12 protein-coding genes are annotated in these 16,220 nt (G+C 72.5%); 8 read left to right on the top strand and 4 right to left on the bottom strand.

Annotated elements, in window-relative coordinates; genetic code table 11:
- Positions 1-98: 98 nt before the first annotated feature.
- Both AB0C38_RS33895 and AB0C38_RS33890 read right to left on the bottom strand, forming a co-directional pair.
- Positions 99-3,047: a BTAD domain-containing putative transcriptional regulator gene (locus AB0C38_RS33895; protein WP_360681425.1), complete on the bottom strand. Its 2,949-nt coding sequence runs from the start codon at positions 3,045-3,047 to the stop codon at positions 99-101.
- 218 nt (positions 3,048-3,265) lie between these two features.
- Positions 3,266-3,856, bottom strand: a complete 591-nt coding sequence (locus tag AB0C38_RS33890) for a hypothetical protein (protein ID WP_360681423.1) — start codon at positions 3,854-3,856, stop codon at positions 3,266-3,268.
- Positions 3,857-3,912: 56 nt separating this feature from the next.
- Here AB0C38_RS33890 and AB0C38_RS33885 point away from each other — a divergent pair, with 56 nt between their 5' ends.
- Positions 3,913-4,278 (top strand): DUF488 family protein, encoded by a 366-nt coding sequence (locus AB0C38_RS33885; protein WP_360681421.1) that lies wholly within the window; start codon positions 3,913-3,915, stop codon positions 4,276-4,278.
- An 11-nt stretch (positions 4,279-4,289) separates the two neighbouring features.
- On the opposite strand, the gene AB0C38_RS33880 is transcribed toward AB0C38_RS33885, so the two are convergent.
- Positions 4,290-6,680, bottom strand: coding sequence for a glycoside hydrolase family 2 TIM barrel-domain containing protein (locus tag AB0C38_RS33880; RefSeq protein WP_360681419.1), 2,391 nt, complete (start codon positions 6,678-6,680; stop codon positions 4,290-4,292).
- A gap of 107 nt (positions 6,681-6,787) precedes the next feature.
- The gene (locus AB0C38_RS33875) at positions 6,788-7,822 is read right to left on the bottom strand and encodes a LacI family DNA-binding transcriptional regulator (protein ID WP_360681418.1); all 1,035 of its coding nucleotides are present in this window, start codon (positions 7,820-7,822) and stop codon (positions 6,788-6,790) included.
- Positions 7,823-7,983: 161 nt separating this feature from the next.
- On the opposite strand from AB0C38_RS33875, the gene AB0C38_RS33870 reads away from it, so the two are divergent.
- The 7 genes from AB0C38_RS33870 to AB0C38_RS33840 all read left to right on the top strand — a co-directional run bounded on the left by AB0C38_RS33870 (position 7,984) and on the right by AB0C38_RS33840 (position 16,211).
- Positions 7,984-9,501 (top strand): sugar ABC transporter ATP-binding protein, encoded by a 1,518-nt coding sequence (locus AB0C38_RS33870; RefSeq protein ID WP_360681416.1) that lies wholly within the window; start codon positions 7,984-7,986, stop codon positions 9,499-9,501.
- The gene (locus tag AB0C38_RS33865) at positions 9,498-10,535 is read left to right on the top strand and encodes an ABC transporter permease (protein WP_360681415.1); all 1,038 of its coding nucleotides are present in this window, start codon (positions 9,498-9,500) and stop codon (positions 10,533-10,535) included. Before AB0C38_RS33870 ends, AB0C38_RS33865 begins: the two co-directional genes overlap by 4 nt.
- Positions 10,528-11,541, top strand: coding sequence for an ABC transporter permease (locus AB0C38_RS33860; protein WP_360681413.1), 1,014 nt, complete (start codon positions 10,528-10,530; stop codon positions 11,539-11,541). Before AB0C38_RS33865 ends, AB0C38_RS33860 begins: the two co-directional genes overlap by 8 nt.
- 5 nt (positions 11,542-11,546) lie before the next feature.
- Complete coding sequence (gene rhaS / locus AB0C38_RS33855) at positions 11,547-12,608, top strand: rhamnose ABC transporter substrate-binding protein (RefSeq protein ID WP_360681412.1); 1,062 nt, start codon at positions 11,547-11,549, stop codon at positions 12,606-12,608.
- 65 nt (positions 12,609-12,673) lie between these two features.
- Complete coding sequence (locus tag AB0C38_RS33850) at positions 12,674-13,018, top strand: L-rhamnose mutarotase (RefSeq protein ID WP_360681411.1); 345 nt, start codon at positions 12,674-12,676, stop codon at positions 13,016-13,018.
- The gene (rhaI, locus tag AB0C38_RS33845) at positions 13,015-14,190 is read left to right on the top strand and encodes an L-rhamnose isomerase (RefSeq protein ID WP_360681409.1); all 1,176 of its coding nucleotides are present in this window, start codon (positions 13,015-13,017) and stop codon (positions 14,188-14,190) included. The genes AB0C38_RS33850 and rhaI overlap by 4 nt, the downstream gene beginning before the upstream one ends.
- Positions 14,191-14,192: 2 nt before the next feature.
- Positions 14,193-16,211: a bifunctional aldolase/short-chain dehydrogenase gene (locus AB0C38_RS33840; RefSeq protein ID WP_360681408.1), complete on the top strand. Its 2,019-nt coding sequence runs from the start codon at positions 14,193-14,195 to the stop codon at positions 16,209-16,211.
- Positions 16,212-16,220: the final 9 nt, after the last annotated feature.

Raw genomic sequence — 16,220 nt, 5'->3', positions numbered from 1 at the left:
TCTCGGCCGCGACGGTGGGACGCGCAAGCCCGTGGTCGTGAGTGAGGAACAGGGTTGGAACGCTGTGTGCTGTCTCAGGACCAGCTGCGGAAGACCGCTCAGCCGGGCAGCTTCCCGAGAACGGCGGCCGCCCGTGTCTCGAGAGGCCGGTATCCCGCCTCGACCGCGAGCTTCACCGCCGCCTCGCCGTGTACTCGCGCTTGGACGGTGTCTCCGTCGGCGAGTGATGTCTCGGCCAGGCCCGTCAACGCCGCCGCTTCGCACCACGTGAAGCTCGTCTCCCGGGCGATCTCCAACGCCGCCCTGAGGTGCGGGCCCGCCGGGTGACCCAGGTGCCGGCACACCTCGCCGAGCGACGCCAAAGCCGAGGCCTCCGTGCCGCGGTCGCCGATGCGGCGGGTCAGCTCCACCGCTTCGGCCGCGTCGGCCAGGGCGCGGGTTTCGTCGCCCGCGCGGGCCTCCAGGACCGCGCGGCCGGACAGCGCCGCCGCTTCGCCGTACTGGTAGCCGAGCTCGCGGTTGGCCGTCAGCGCCCGGTCGTAGAGCTCGGCCGCGACGGTGTTGCCGAGGTCGCGGTGGATGTGCGCGAGGTCGACCAGCACCACCGCCACGCTGAACCGCGCGCCGTCGCGTTCGGCGATCTCCAGCGCGCGGCCGAAGTGCCGGAGCGCCGCGTCGAGGTCGCCGACCTGGCCGCACGCGAACCCCAGGTTGGCCAGCGCCATCGTGACCCCCGGAATCGCCAGCTCCTCGCACAGCGCCAGCGACTCCGACCCGCACGCGATGGCCTCGTGCGGGTCGCCGAGGCGCTGGTGCACCGCGCTCAGGTTGTTGAGCGCCGCCGCGCGGCCGGCCGGCCAGTCCGCCGCCAGCCCGCCGTCCAGAACCGTTGTCAGGTGGGTGCGGGCGTCGGCGTAGCGGCCGTTGTTGACGCCGGCGAGCGCGATCGACAGCCGCATCGCCGCCTGCGCCTGCCGGTCCTCGGCGGCCTGGGCCGCGGTCAGCGCCGTCGTCGCCGTGTCGATCCACTCCGTGTGGTGCCCGCGGTGGTGGAAGAACGCCCGCAGCGCGTCGGCCAGGTGCCAGGCGTACTCCCGCGCCGCGGGGTGCTCGACCGCGGCGGCGAGGTTCGGCCACTCGGTGTCCAGCCAGGCCAGCGCGTCCTCGGTGCCCTCGAAGACTGGCGACGGCTCGGGCCGCGGCAGCCGGAGGAAGTGCGGGATCAGCCGGCGCCCCGCCGCGTCGGCCGTCGTGAGGTAGTGGTCGAACAGCCGCCGCCGCGCCGCGTCCGCGTCACCGGGGGCGTCGTCGGCCGCCACCCGGCCGGCCGCGTAGCTGCGCAGCAGGTCGTGGAAGCGGTAGCGGCCGGGCAGGTGCCGCTCGACGAGGTGGGCCGCGGCCAGCGCCTTGAGCTGCTGCCCGGCCCGCCCCGGCGCGACGTCCGCGAGCGTCGCGGCCGCCGGCGCGGTGAACGTCTGGCCCGGCACGAGCGCGAGCCGCCGGAACAGCAGGCGGTGCTCGGCGGGCAGCGCGCGGTACGACACGGAGAAAGCGGTCGTGACGGCGCTTTCCTCGGCGCCGTCGACGCTCAGCCCGGAGAGGGGGTCGTCGCCGGCGAGCTCCCGGGCCAGCTCGGCGATCCCGGCTGCCTCGCCCGCGCCGAGGTTCGCCGCGGCCAGCCGCAGGGCCAGGGGGAGGTGGCCGCACAGCCGCGCCAGCTCCGCGGCCGCCGCCGGTTCGGCCGCCACCGCCGTCGGGCCGAGCACGGTCTCCAGCAGCCGCCGGGAGTCGTCCGCCGGCAGCACGGCCAGCGGCACCGGCCGCGCGCCGGTGCGGGCGATCAGGTCGCCGAGCCGCTGGCGGCTGGTCACCAGAACGGTGCCCGACGGCGGCAGCAGCGGCGTCACCTGGGCGCTGTCACGGGCGTTGTCGAGCAGGACGAGCACCCGGCGGTCGGCCAGCAGCGAGCGCCACAGTGCCGTGCGTCCGGCCGGGTCCGGCGGGATCGTGCGCGGGTCGGTCCCGAGGGCCCGCAGCAGCTGCGCGGCGGCAACGGACGACGTGAGCGGCTCGTGGTCGGGGTCGAAACCGCGCAGGTCGAGGTAGAACTGGCCGTCGGGGAAGCGGTCGCGGACGCGGTGCGCCCACCGCACGGCCAGCGCGGTCTTGCCGACGCCGGCGGTGCCGGTGAGCACGCGGATGTCGAGGCCGGTTTCGGCGGGCTCGTCGAGGCGGGCCAGCTCCGCGGCGCGGCCGGTGAACCCGCGGACGTCGTGGGGCAGCTGGGCCGGGCGGACCGGCTCCGCGACGGCGTCCAGCGCCGAGTCGGCGGCGAGGATCGCCGCGTGCAGGCGGGTCAGCTCCGGCGCCGGGTCGAGGCCGAGGTCGGCGGCGAGCCGGGTGCGCAGGTCGCGGTAGGCGGCGAGGGCGGCGTCGGTGCGGCCTTCGCGATGCAGGGCGAGCATCAGCTGGCCGACGAACCGCTGCCGCAGCGGGTGCGCGGCGACCAGGGTCGTGAGCTCGGCGAGCACGTCCCGGCCGCGGCCGAGCCGCAGCTGCGCGTCGAACCGGTCTTCCCGTGCGCTCCAGCGAGCCTCGTTCAGCCCCGCGAGGAGCCGGTCGGCAAGATCGGCAGACGCGGCTCCGGCGAGGGCGTCGCCCCGCCACAGCGCGAGCGCCTCGTCGAGCAGCGCGACCGCGGCGTCGTCGCCGGCCGTGCGGGCCTGCCGGACGAGCGTGGCGAACCGGTGGGCGTCGACCGTTCCGGGATCGGCCCGCAGGACGTAGCCGGGCCCTTCGGTGACCAGCTCGGGGCCGTCCGCGGCGCGGAACACCGCGCGCAGCCGCGAAACCAGCGCCTGGACGGTGTTGCGCGCGCTCGCCGGGGGAACGACGGGCCAGAGCAGGTCCACGAGCCGGTCGAGCGACACCGGGCGGCCGGCTTCGAGGAGCAGGACGGCGAGGACGAGCCGCTGCTTGCGGGAACCGAGGTCGACCGGGGCGCCGTCCGCCGTCGCCTCGACGGTGCCGAGGACGCGGAACTCCACCCCGTCACCTCCGTTCCGCCGGGCACGTCACCGTACTGCAAGCGGGGTGCAAGCTTGATCGACGATGCTGGCCCGGTCGAAGGACGTCACCCCGACGACGTCCACGGCCGACTCGCCCCGCCGGTGCGGAATTGCCGCTCCCTCAGGCGGCACGAGCTGGGGGTAGGGCCACCCCGGCGACCTTCCACCCCCGGTCGCCGTGGTGGCCCTTCGCCCGTTCAGCGGGCGCTGTCGTCGATCTGCACGGGGTAGCCGGCGCGCAGGACGGCGATCGTGGCCGGTGGGGTCAGAACCGGGACGGTTCCTGCCGTGGGCAGCTGCTGTCTCCGGCCGTAGCCTTCCGTCGTCCACGTGGTGAGGTGCCCGTCGACGACGAGCTCCGGGTGGTGGTCGCGGAGCACGAAGGCGCCGTCCGGGAGGCCGGCCCAGCTGAGCTCGTGCAGCCGTCGCGTGTGGGTCCCGCGGACCAGGCGTTCGGCGTGCAGCCGCCGGTTCATCGCGGTCGCCGACGGAGTGCCGGGCCAGGCGTCGCGGTAGGCGGTGTACGCGGGGCGGCGGCACTCGCCGCAAGGCCGGTGCCCGGCGGCGAACGAGACGGCTTCGTCGTGGAAGTACAGGTGGGTGTAGCGGTTCGGGAGCCACTGCTCGCGCCACCGGTCCCGGAAGGCGAGCGCGCAGGTGATCCACAGGTCGCCGCCGTGGAAGCGGACGATCTCGTGGCCGCGGTGCACGACGCCCCGGTTGCCGGTCCAGGCGCCGCGCAGGGCGACGTCGACGATGTCCCCGGCCGGGGTCACGCGGTTGCGCACCGGCGCCCTCGCTTCCCGGAGTGGCGGCGCGCGGGGGCGCACCGCAGAATGCGCGCATGCAGCCGACGGTCGTCCGGGTGGCGCGCCTGGCCGACCCGGCCGGGCCCGCCGACGGCGTCCGCGTGCTCGTGGAACGGCTCTGGCCCCGCGGCACCGCCCGCACGTCGGTGCTCCTGGACGGCTGGTACCGCGGGCTGGCCCCGTCCGACGAGCTGCGTACTTGGTACGGCCACGACCCGGAGCGGTTCCCGGAGTTCGCCGAGCGATACCGCGCGGAGCTGCGGGAACCGGACCAGGTGGCGGCGCTGGAGCGGCTGCGTGAGCTGGCGGCGGGCCGGCCGCTGACGTTGCTGACGGCGAGCGGCTCGCCACCGATCAGCCAGGCGGCGGTGCTGGCCGAGCTGCTCACCGGTGACGGCTGACGGATCCCCGGTCACGACCGGGACCCGCTTTCCGAGCCGCTCGCGGTCGTGGTCACCGTGGCCGTCGCCGAGCCCAGCGTGTCGTGGCGGGCGGTCAGTGTCAGCGTTCCCGGTGGACCCGCGAACGGCCGCAGCCACACCGCCGCCGCGCCGCCCGTCGCGCCCAGGTCCAGCGTCGGTTCACCGACCAGCTCGCCCGGGCCCGTCAGCGCCAGTGTCACCTTGCCGGTCGCGCCCCCGCGCAACGTCCCGAAACGGTCCAAAGCCGACACCACCACCCGGGTCGCGTCGCCGCCGTCGGCGCGCAGCTGCGGGTCGTCGGGGACGCAGCCCAGCACGTCGCGGCTCCGGTCGCCGCTGAACCGGCGGGACACCACCAGCCGGTCACCCAGGTAACCGTCGACGCGCAGCTGGGGACGCTGCCCGCGCGGCACCGTCAGGTCGGCCGCGAACGGCGGGTACCGCAGGTGCGGGAAGTCGGCCCGCCGGCTGCGCGCCTCACCGAGCGCCCGGTCGTCGAGGAACAGCAGGAGCCGGTCGCAGTTCGACCAGATCGTCGCCTCGCGTCCCGGCCCGGCCGGGGACGCCGTGAAGTCCCAGGCGAAGCCGGGCTCGACGACCGCCCGCGCGCGCGGGTCGCCCTGCGACGCGTAGAACGCCGCCGCGGGCTTGGGGATCCGGAAGAAGTCCGACACCCCCGGGAACTTCGACCCGCCCATCGAGCGCTGCCAGCCCGACGGGTAGTCGAACGCGCACCACGCCAGCAGCCCGCAGTAGCGGTCGTCGGCGGCGGCCAGGTCGTGGGCCTTCGCGTGCAGCTCGGCCTGCTGCTGCTGGGTCGCGGCCGGGTCGGTCCGGCGGTAGGCGCGGGCGCCGGCCAGGGTCCCGATCGTCTCCGTGACCAGGTACGGGACCCCCGCGCGCGGCGGGCGCAGCTGAAAGGGCGCGCCGCGGCGGGCCGTGTAGTCGTTGTAGGCCAGGACTTCGACGTCGCTGCCGGCGAACCGCGCGCCCGTGGAGCTGGCCAGCGCCCCGCTCGTCGGCCGGGACGGGTCGAGCTTCCGCGCGAGCCGCCCGGTCCGGCCGTACATCGCCGTCGTGCCGTTGGCCTCGTTCACGCGGGTGCCCCACACGACGATGCTGGGGTGGTTGCGGTCTCGGATGATCATCCCCGAGACGTCCCGGAAGTTCTGCTGCTGCCAGGCGGCGTCCCCGATCCGGCCCCAGCCGGGGATCTCCTCCCACACCAGCAGGCCCAGCTCGTCGCACGCGTCGAGGAACGCGCTCGACTGCGGGTAGTGCGAGCAGCGGACCATGGTGCAGTTCAGCTCGCGCCGCAGGATCTCGGCGTCGCGCCGCTGGACGCGGTCGGGCAGCGCGCCGCCCGCGAACGGGTACCACTGGTGCCGGTTGAGGCCGAACAGCTTGAGCCGCCGCCCGTTGAGGAAGAAGCCGTCGGGGGTGAACTCAGCTTCGCGGAACCCGACCCGCACGATCTGCTGGTCGAGCGCGCGCGGTCCGGACCGGACACTCACGACGACGTCGCAGAGCGCCGGGTCCTCGACGTCCCACAGCCGGACCGCGCCCAGCCCGCCGACGTCTAACTCGACGGTCCTCGTGCCGACCGGCATCGGCGCGACGCCGGTACTGCCGCGAGCGATCTCCCGGCCGGCTTGCCGCACCGACGCGGTCACCTGCAGCGGCTCTCCGATCGCGACTGTCGTGTCCAGTTCGCACATCAGGTGCAGCGACCGGGCGGGACCCAGGACGTCGACCGGGCGGGCGAAGACATCGGCCAGCCGGGTCCGCGGCACGGTGCCGATCGAGGCCGGGCGGTAGATCCCGGCCGGCTGGTAGAAGTCGATCGCCGACGGGCCGGAGCCCGGCAGGTTGGGCGGGACGTCGAGCTGCCAGCGTCCGTCGACGACCACGGCGAGGACGTTGTCGCCCACAGTGACCTGCGGCAGCTCGACTTCGAAGGGCAGGTAGCCGCCTTCGTGAGTCGCGACGAGCGAGCCGTTGAGGTAGACCGCCGCATTCGTCATGACGCCGTCGAAGCGGGCCCGGACGCGGTCGGCGGTCATCGTCGCCGTGACGGTGAAGTGCTTGCGGTAGATCCACCGGTCCTGCCAGGACGACGGGTCCCAGCCGGTCCACGAAAGCGGCGTCACGCAGTGGGGGAGCTGCACCGGCGAGAGGTCGATCTCGTCGAAGCCGAGGTCCGCGCAGCCGTCCTCGTACCGCCCGAACAGCCAGAAATCGCCCAGCCGCACGGCATCCGGGTCCGGCTCGCCGAGCCCGGCCGACCCGGCGACGGTGCCGACGGCGGCGACCCCGAGCAGCGCGGCGCCGCTCGCGGCGAGGAACCCGCGCCGCGAAACGCCCGGCTGAGAGTCGGCCATCGACGTCCTCCGTGCTCCGGCGAGCACCCGTGGCCCGACGGCTCCAGTGTGCCCCCACCGTGCATCGCTTCCGGAGGTTCAGACGTCACAGAGGATCGGCGGGTTGCTCAGTGGAGGGTCGAAGCGCGGACCACCAGCTCGGGGGTGAAGACGACCTGCCGGTGCTCGTGGCCCGGCTCGGACTCCGCCAGCAGCAGCTCGGCCGCCGTGCGGCCCAGGCGGCGCCGGGGCTGGCGGACCGACGTCAGCGGGACCGCGGCCGCCGCCGCGAACTCGATGTCGTCGTAGCCGACGATCGCCAGGTCGTCCGGGACGTTCATGCGCAGGTTCGCGCACGTCTGCAGCAGGCCGAGGGCGACCAGGTCGTTGGCGCAGAACGCCGCGGTCGGGCGGATCGACGCCGGCAGCCCCGCCAGCCGCTCGCCCGCGCCGCGGCCGTCGGCCACGGTCAGCGCCGTCGTCGTGAGGTCGACGAGGTGGTCGGGCCCGAGCCCGGCCGCGCGAAGCGCCCGCAACGCGCCCAGCCGGCGGTCGCGGACCTGCCCGACCGTGGTGTGGTTGCCGATGAACGCGATGCGGTCGTGGCCCTGCTCGACCAGGTGCCGGACGGCGATCTCGCCGCCGTAGACGTCGTCGACCGCGACCGAGCAGTGGCTGGTGCCGCCGGGGGTCCGGTCGACGACCACGACCGGTGTGCCGCGGTGCGCGATCTCGCCCAGCAGCGGGGCGTCCGGGTCGACCGGCGTGATGAGGATGCCCTGCACCCGCTGCTGTTCGAGGCGGCCGAGGTAGGCCGCTTCCCGCGCGGGCTGGTGGGCGCTGTTGCAGAGGAAGAGGGAGAGGTCGCCCGCGTCGGCGGCGTCTTCCATGCCGGCCGCGACGTCGGTGAAGAAGGGGTTGCTGCCGTCGAGCATCACGTACGCCAGCACGCGGCTGCGCCCGGCCCGCAGCTGCCGCGCGGACTCGTTGCGCACGAACCGGAGCTCGGCCATCGCGGCCTCGACCTTCGCGCGCGTGGCGGGGCTGACGCGGTCGGGCCGGTTGAGCACGTTGGACACCGTGCCGAGGGAGACGCCCGCGGCCGCGGCGACGTCCTTCATGCCCGCCGTCCTCGGCTCGGCACCGGACTCCTGGACCGTCATGGAACCCCCTCATTGAAACGTAACATCGCCACGAACAGTCCGGCCTTGAAGACGTTCGGCCACGGTTCGGTGGATTCATTGACTTGTTCTCCGACCGCATAGTAGCGTCACCGCGCCAGGTTTGTGAAACCTTTCAATGCCCCTTCGAACCGGAGGTCGCGATGACGCGGCAGGACCCGGGCCGAGTGCCTCTGCTGGAGGTGCGCGGCGTGACCAAGTCGTTCGGCGCCGTCGCGGCGGTCGCCGGCGTGTCCTTCCCCCTGCACGCCGGGGAGGCCCACGCGCTCGTCGGCGAGAACGGCGCCGGCAAGTCCACGATCGTCAAGATGCTCGCCGGGGTGCACAAGCCCGACGACGGCACCTTGCTGCTCGACGGCGAACCGGTCTCGTTCGGCTCGCCGGCCGACGCGAAGGCCGCCGGCATCGCGGTGATCTACCAGGAACCCACGTTGTTCCCGGACCTTTCGGTCGCGGAGAACATCGTCATGGGCCGCCACCCGCGCAAGAGCCTCGGCCGCATCGACCGGGCCGCGATCCGCGCCGAAGCCGACCGGCTGTTCACCCGGCTCGGCGTCCGGATCGACCCGGCCCGCCCGGCGCGCGGGCTTTCGATCGCGGACCAGCAGATCGTGGAGATCGCCAAGGCCCTCAGTGCCGACGCCCGCGTGCTGATCATGGACGAGCCGACCGCCGCGCTGAGCCGCGTCGAGGTCGAGCGGCTGTTCACGGTCGCGCGGACGCTGCGCGAAGAAGGCGCGGCGATCATGTTCATCTCGCACCGGTTCGAGGAGATCACCGAGCTCTGCCAGCGCGTGACGATCATGCGCGACGGCAAGCACGTCTCCACCGACCTCGTCGCCGACGTCACGGTCGACGAGATGGTGAAGCGCATGGTCGGCCGCGACCTGGACGCGCTGTTCCCCAAGCAGGACGTCGAACCCGGCGCGGTGGTCCTCGAAGTCGAAGGCCTGGCGCGGGAAGGCGTCTTCCGCGACATCTCCTTCTCCGTGCGCGCGGGCGAGATCGTCGCGTTCGCCGGGCTCGTCGGGTCCGGCCGGTCCGAGGTCGTCCAGGCCGTGTTCGGAGTGGACGAACGCGACGCCGGAGTCGTGCGGGTGAACGGGAAGAAGCTCAAGGCGCACTCGTCGCGGGCCGCGATGAACGCGGGGATGGCACTGGTCCCCGAGGACCGGCGCCAGCAGGGCCTGATCATGGACCTGTCGATCGAGCGCAACGTGACGCTGCCGCGCTCCGGCGCGCTCGCGAACTTCGGGTTCCTGACCGGCGGGAGCGAACGGCAGGAGGCGCAGCGCTGGACCGAGCGGCTGCGCACCAAGTACCGCCGCCTCGGTGACCCCGTCGGCACGCTTTCCGGCGGCAACCAGCAGAAGGTCGTCCTGGCCAAGTGGCTGGCGATGGCGCCGAAGGTGCTGATCGTGGACGAACCGACCCGCGGCATCGACGTCGGCACGAAGGCCGAGGTGCACCGGCTGATGTCGTCGCTCGCGGCCGAAGGCGTCGCCGTCGTCATGGTGTCGTCCGAACTGCCGGAGGTGCTGGGCATGGCCGACCGCGTGCTGGTGATGCGGGAGGGGCGGATCGTCGCCGAGCTCCCGCGCGCCGAAGCCACCGAAGACTCGGTCATGTTCGCCGCGATGGGACAGGGGGCCGCCGCGTGAACGCGACCAAGGTGGCCGCGCCACCGCGGGAATCGTCGGTCGAACGACGGTCGTGGACCGCGAACGTGTTCAAGGCCCGCGAATCCGGGATCGTGCTCGCCCTGATCGTCCTGGTCGTGTTCACCGCGACGCAGAACTCCCGGTTCCTGTCCGGGCAGAGCGTCCGCGACATCCTGCTCGGCACGGCGATCCTCGCGGTGCTGGCCGTCGGGCAGGCCGTCGTGATCATCACCCGCAACATCGACCTGTCGGTGGGGTCCGTGCTCGGGCTCTCGGCGTTCGCCGTCGGCTCGCTGATGCGCGACAACCCCGGTCTCCCGGTGATCGCCGCGCTGCTCGCCGGGCTCGTCGTCGGCGCGGTCTGCGGCCTGCTCAACGGGGTGCTCGTCCGGTTCGGCCAGGTGCCGGCGCTGGTCGTCACCCTCGGCACGCTGTACGCCTTCCGCGGGGTCAGCTTCTTCTGGGCCGGCGGCCAGCAGATCAACGCCGACAAGCTGCCCCAGTCCTTCCTGGATTTCGGCACGGCGTCGGTGCTCGGGATCCCGTGGCTGGTGCTGATCGCCCTCGTCGTGCTGGTGATCGCGGGGATCGTGCTGCGCAGCTACCGCGCCGGGCGCGAGCTCTACGCGATGGGCTCCAGCCCGCAGGCGGCGAAGCTCGCGGGCATCAAGGTCGGCCGCAACACCAGCGCCGCGTTCCTGGTCAGCGGCGCGCTCGCCGGCCTGGCCGGCGTCCTGTTCGCCGCGCGGTTCGGCACCGTCGACGCGGCGGCCGGCACCGGCTACGAGCTGAACGTCGTCGCCGCGGCCGTCGTCGGCGGGGTCGCGGTGTTCGGCGGCAGCGGCTCGGTCTGGGGCGCCGGCCTCGGCGCGCTGCTGCTCACGGTCATCGGCAGCGCCCTGGCCGTGCTCGACATCAACCAGTTCTGGCAGCAGGCGATCGTCGGCGCGTTGATCCTGCTGGCGATCGGCGCCGACCGGCTGGTCGCCGTCCGGGTCGCCAAGGCACTGAAGAAGAGGGATTCCCATGTCTGACACCGGGAACCGGTTCGGCCGGCTGCTCAGCTGGGACGCCGCCGTCGTGCTCGTGACGGTCGTCGTGGTGCTGGTGGCCTCCGGCGCCGTCGAGAACTTCGGCACCAGCCGCAACTTCACCTTCCTGCTGCTCGACCTGCTGCCGATCGCGCTGATCGCGCTGCCGATGACGTTCATCATCGTCACCGGCGAGATCGACCTCTCGGTGGCGAGCACGCTCGGGCTGACGTCCGCGGTGATGGGCTCGCTGTGGGACGCCGGCCTGTCGATCGAGACGATCATCCCGCTGTGCATCCTGCTCGGCGCGGTCCTCGGCGCGGTGAACGGCTTCTTCGTCACCGTCCTGAAACTGCCCGCCCTCGCCGTCACGATCGGCACGCTCGCGCTGTACCGCGGCCTGGCCTTCGTCGTCCTCGGTGACGGCGCCGTGGCCGACTTCCCGCGTGTCTACACGAGCTGGGTCACCGGGACCATCGGCGACGGCCCGATCCCGAACGTCCTGATCCCGCTGATCGTGGTGGCGGCCCTCTTCGGCCTCGTACTGCACGCGACGCCGATCGGCCGCAGCGTCTTCGCAGCCGGCGCGGGCGAACAGGCCGCGCGGTTCGCCGGGATCCGCACCGGACGGCTCAAGTTCTGGCTCTACGTCGTGAGCGGCGCGGTGGCCGGGATCGCCGGGGTGCTGTGGACGCTGCGCTACTCCAGCGCCCGCGCCGACAACGGCTTCGGCCTCGAACTGGCCGTCGTGGCCGCCGTGCTGCTCGGCGGCGTGTCCATCTTCGGCGGCAAGGGCACGCTCCCGGGCGTGCTCGCCGGGGTGGTCCTGCTGGCGACCCTGCAGAACGCGCTGCGCCTGCAGGACGTCTCGAACGAAGCCCTCAACATCGTGACCGGCGTGCTCCTCATCGTGTCGGTCCTGCTGCCCAACATCGTGTCCTCGGCCCGTACGGCACTCCGCCGGCGGAACCGGGCCACAGCTCCCAGCGCGGTATCCCCAGAAAGGTGACGAAGATGTCCCGACGGATCATCACCGGCGCAGTGTCGGCCGGGCTGGTGCTCGTGCTGGCCGCCTGCGGCGGCACGACGAAGGACGACAGCGCCGGTTCCGGCGCCCAGCAGTCCACCGCGGCGGCGAACCCGAACGCCGCCGCCAAGGAGGGCGTCAAGATGGCGTTCCTCCCCAAGCAGCTCAACAACCCCTACAGCGACATCGAGGTCAGCGGCGGCAAGGACGCGCTGGCTGAGCTGAAGGGTGAGTACAAGCTGGTCGGGCCGAACGACGCGAGCGCGTCCTCGCAGGTCAGCTACATCAACACGCTGATCCAGCAGCAGCAGGACGTGATCGGCATCGCCGCGAACGACCCGAACGCCGTGTGCCCGTCGCTCAACCAGGCCCGCAGCGCCGGCATCAAGGTCGTCGCGTTCGACTCCGACGCCGCCAAGGACTGCCGCGACGTCTTCATCAACCAGGCCACCACCCAGGGCATCGGCGAGGCGCTGGCCAAGCAGGCCAAGGACCTCTCCGGCGGCTCCGGCGAGATCGCGGTCCTGTCCGCGACGCCGAACGCCACCAACCAGAACGCCTGGATCGAGGTCCTCAAGAAGGAGCTGGCCAAGCCGGAGTACGCGAACATCAAGCTGGACAAGGTCGCCTACGGCAACGACGACGACCAGAAGTCGTTCCAGGAGGCCCAGGGCCTGCTGCAGTCGTTCCCGAACCTCAAGGTGATCGTCTCGCCGACCACCGTGGGCATCGCGGCCGCGGCGCGCTACGTCAGCTCGTCGAGCTACAAGGGCAAGGTCGCGGTGACCGGGCTCGGCACGCCGAACCAGATGCGCGCGTTCGTCAAGGACGGCACCGTGAAGCAGTTCGCGCTGTGGAACCCGGCCGACATCGGCTACCTCGCCGCCTACGCGGGCGTCGCGCTCAAGTCCGGCCAGATCTCGGGCAAGGAAGGCGAGACCTTCAAGGCGGGCAAGCTCGGCGACTACAAGATCGGCGCGAGCGGTGAGATCGTCCTCGGCCCGCCGACGACCTTCGACGCGAACAACATCGACAAGTTCAACTTCTGACGAGTCTCCGCGGCCGGACCGGATCGCCGCCCCGGTCCGGCCGCGGGTTCCCCCAAGGATGGACAGTGCCCCGATACTGCTTTTGCCTGCAGGTGAAGCCGGACCGGAAGGCCGAGTACGCGCAGCGGCACCGTGCGGTGTGGCCCGAAATGCGGCAGGCCCTGCTCGATACCGGCTGGCGCAACTACTCGCTGTTCCTGCGCGAGGACGGCCTCCTGATCGGCTACGTCGAAGCCGACGACCTCGACGCCGCACAGGCGGCGATGGCCGGGACCGAGGTCAACGCCCGCTGGCAGGCGGAGATGGCGGAGTTCTTCACCGGTCTCGATGGCGGTCCGCCCGACGAAGGCTTTCAGCTCCTCGAAGAGGTCTTCCACCTCGAACCCTCCACCGTCGCGGAAGGACAGTGATCGCCGTGGGCGACTTGACGGCCGTGAAACAGGCCCTGCGGGCCCAGCGCATCGAAACGCCGTCGTGGGCGTATGCGAACTCGGGTACCCGGTTCAAGGTGTTCCCCCAACCCGGCGTCCCGCGGACGCCCGAAGAGAAGATCGCCGACGCGGCGACCGTGCACCGGTTCACCGGGGTCGCGCCGAGCGTCGCGCTGCACATCCCGTGGGACCGCGTCGACGACTACGGCGCCCTGACGGCGTTCGCGCGCGACCAGGGCATCGAAGTCGGCGCGATCAACACGAACGTGTTCCAGGACGAGGACTACAAGCTCGGCTCGGTCACCAACCCGGACGCCGGTATCCGCCGCAAGGCCACCGACCACCTGCTCGAGGCGATCTCGATCATGGACGCGACGGGCTCGCGCGACCTCAAGCTGTGGTTCTCCGACGGCATCAACTACCCGGGCCAGGACGACATCCGCGACCGCCAGGACCGGCTGGCCGCGGCCCTGAAGGAAGCCTACGACCGGCTGGGCGACGACCAGCGGATGCTGCTGGAGTACAAGCTCTTCGAGCCGGCCTTCTACGCCACCGACGTCCCGGACTGGGGCACGTCCTACGCGCACTGCATCGAGCTCGGCGAGAAGGCGACGGTGTGCATCGACACCGGCCACCACGCCCCGGGCACGAACATCGAGTTCATCGTCGCGTTCCTGCTGCGGGCCGGGAAGCTCGGCGCGTTCGACTTCAACTCGCGCTTCTACGCCGACGACGACCTCATGGTCGGGGCGGCGGACCCGTTCCAGCTGTTCCGGATCATGTACGAGATCGTCCGCGGCGAGGCCCTCGACCCGTCCTACGGAATCGCGTTCATGCTCGACCAGTGCCACAACATCGAGGCCAAGATCCCGGCGATCATCCGGTCGGTGATGAACGTCCAGGAGGCCACGGCCAAGGCGCTGCTCGTCGACCGCCCCGCGTTGCGCGTGGCCCAGCAGGCCGGGGACGTGCTCGGCGCGAACGCCGTGCTGATGGACGCCTACAACACCGACGTCCGGCCGCTGCTGGCCGAGCTGCGCGAGGAGACCGGGCTCGACCCGGACCCCGTCGCGGCCTACCACCGCAGCGGGTACCAGGAGAAGATCGTGGCCGAGCGCGCCGGCGGCACGCAGGCCGGATGGGGAGCATGAGCATGACCGTGCCGGAGCAGCTCATCGCGCGCAGCAACGCGCTCGGGGCCGACCCGCGCAACACCAACTACGCCGGCGGCAACACCTCCGCCAAGGGCGCCGTCACCGACCCGGTGACCGGCGCGCCGACGGAGGTGCTGTGGGTCAAGGGATCCGGCGGCGACCTCGGCACGCTCAAGGAGGCCGGGCTCGCCGTGCTGCGGCTGGACCGGCTGCGGTCCCTGGTGGACGTCTACCCGGGCGTCGAGCGCGAGGACGAGATGGTCGCCGCGTTCGACTACTGCCTGCACGGGCGGGGCGGGGCGGCGCCGTCGATCGACACGGCCATGCACGGCCTGGTCGAGGCCCCGCACGTCGACCACCTGCACCCGGACTCCGGCATCGCCCTGGCCACGGCGGCCGACGGCGCCGCGCTGACGAAGGAGTGCTTCGGGGACCGCGTCGCGTGGGTCGACTGGCGGCGGCCCGGGTTCCAGCTGGGCCTGGACATCGCCGCGGTCAAGGAAGCCAACCCGCAGGCGATCGGCGTCATCCTCGGCGGCCACGGGATCACCGCGTGGGGCGCGACCTCGGAAGAGTGCGAGCGCAACTCCCTCGACATCATCCGCACGGCTGAGGAGTTCCTGGCCTCCCGTGGTTCCGCCGAACCGTTCGGTCCGGTTGTGCCAGGCTTCGAGGCCCTGCCCGCCGATTCACGTCGGCAGCGCGCGGCCGCGTTGGCCCCGGTCATCCGCGGGCTCGCGTCGACCGACCAGCGCGTCGTCGGGCACTACACCGACAGCGACGTCGTTCTCGAGTTCCTGGCCCGTGAGAAGCTCGCGCCTCTCTCCGCGCTCGGGACGTCGTGCCCGGACCACTTCCTGCGCACCAAGGTCCGGCCGCTGGTCGTCGACCTGCCCAGCTCGGCGCCGCTGGAAGACGTCGTCGCGCGGCTGAAGGAGCTGCACGCCGAGTACCGCGACGAATACCGCGCCTACTACGACCGGCACGCGACCCCGGACTCGCCCGCGATGCGCGGCGCCGACCCGGCCATCGTGCTCGTCCCGGGTGTCGGCATGTTCTCCTTCGGCAAGGACAAGCAGACCGCGCGGGTCGCGGGGGAGTTCTACGTCAACGCGATCAACGTCATGCGGGGCGCGGAAGCCGTCTCGACGTACGCCCCGATCGCCGAGAGCGAGAAGTTCCGCATCGAGTACTGGGCGCTCGAAGAGGCCAAGCTGCAGCGGATGCCGAAGCCGAAGCCGCTCGCCGGGCGCATCGCCCTGGTGACCGGAGCCGGTTCGGGCATCGGCAAGGCCATCGCGCTGCGGCTCGCCGCCGAAGGCGCCTGCGTCGCGATCGCCGACCTGAACACCGCCGCGGCTTCCGAAGTCGCCGCGGAGATCGGTGGTCTCGCGGTGACGGCCGACGTGACCGACGCCGACGCCGTGCAGGCCGCGATCGACGCGACCGTGCTCGCCTTCGGCGGGATCGACCTGGTCGTCAACAACGCCGGGCTGTCCATCTCCAAGCCGCTGCTGGAGACCACCGAGCGCGACTGGGACCTGCAGCACGACGTCATGGCGAAGGGTTCGTTCCTCGTCGCGCGCGCCGCGGCGAAGGCCATGATCGACCAGGACAACGGCGGCGACATCGTCTACATCTCGTCCAAGAACTCGGTGTTCGCGGGCCCGAACAACGTCGCGTACGGCGCGGCCAAGGCCGACCAGGCCCACCAGGTCCGGCTGCTGGCCGCCGAACTCGGCGTGTACGGCATCCGCGTCAACGGCGTCAACCCGGACGGCGTCGTCCAGGGCTCCGGCATCTTCGCCGGCGGCTGGGGCGCGCAACGCGCCGCGGTGTACGGCGTCGAGGAGGAGAAGCTCGGCGAGTTCTACGCCCAGCGGACCATCCTCAAGCGTGAGGTGCTGCCCGAGCACGTCGCGGCCGCCGTCTTCGCCCTGACCGGCGGCGACCTCACCCACACCACCGGCCTGCACGTGCCGGTGGACGCCGGGGTGGCCGCCGCGTTCCTGCGCTGACTTGCCCGA

This window comes from Amycolatopsis sp. NPDC048633, assembly GCF_040650695.1.
GTDB lineage: Bacteria > Actinomycetota > Actinomycetes > Mycobacteriales > Pseudonocardiaceae > Amycolatopsis.
This window is presented reverse-complemented; position numbering and strand designations above follow the sequence as displayed.

Bases quoted from the DNA above. Each gene is read 5' to 3' on its own strand.
- AB0C38_RS33885 (WP_360681421.1), top strand. From the start codon at position 3,913: ATGCAGCCGACGGTCGTCCGGGTGGCGCGCCTGGCCGACCCGGCCGGG.
- AB0C38_RS33880 (WP_360681419.1), bottom strand. From the start codon at position 6,680: ATGGCCGACTCTCAGCCGGGCGTTTCGCGGCGCGGGTTCCTCGCCGCG.
- AB0C38_RS33875 (WP_360681418.1), bottom strand. From the start codon at position 7,822: ATGACGGTCCAGGAGTCCGGTGCCGAGCCGAGGACGGCGGGCATGAAG.
- AB0C38_RS33870 (WP_360681416.1), top strand. From the start codon at position 7,984: ATGACGCGGCAGGACCCGGGCCGAGTGCCTCTGCTGGAGGTGCGCGGC.
- AB0C38_RS33860 (WP_360681413.1), top strand. From the start codon at position 10,528: ATGTCTGACACCGGGAACCGGTTCGGCCGGCTGCTCAGCTGGGACGCC.
- rhaS (WP_360681412.1), top strand. From the start codon at position 11,547: ATGTCCCGACGGATCATCACCGGCGCAGTGTCGGCCGGGCTGGTGCTC.
- AB0C38_RS33840 (WP_360681408.1), top strand. From the start codon at position 14,193: ATGACCGTGCCGGAGCAGCTCATCGCGCGCAGCAACGCGCTCGGGGCC.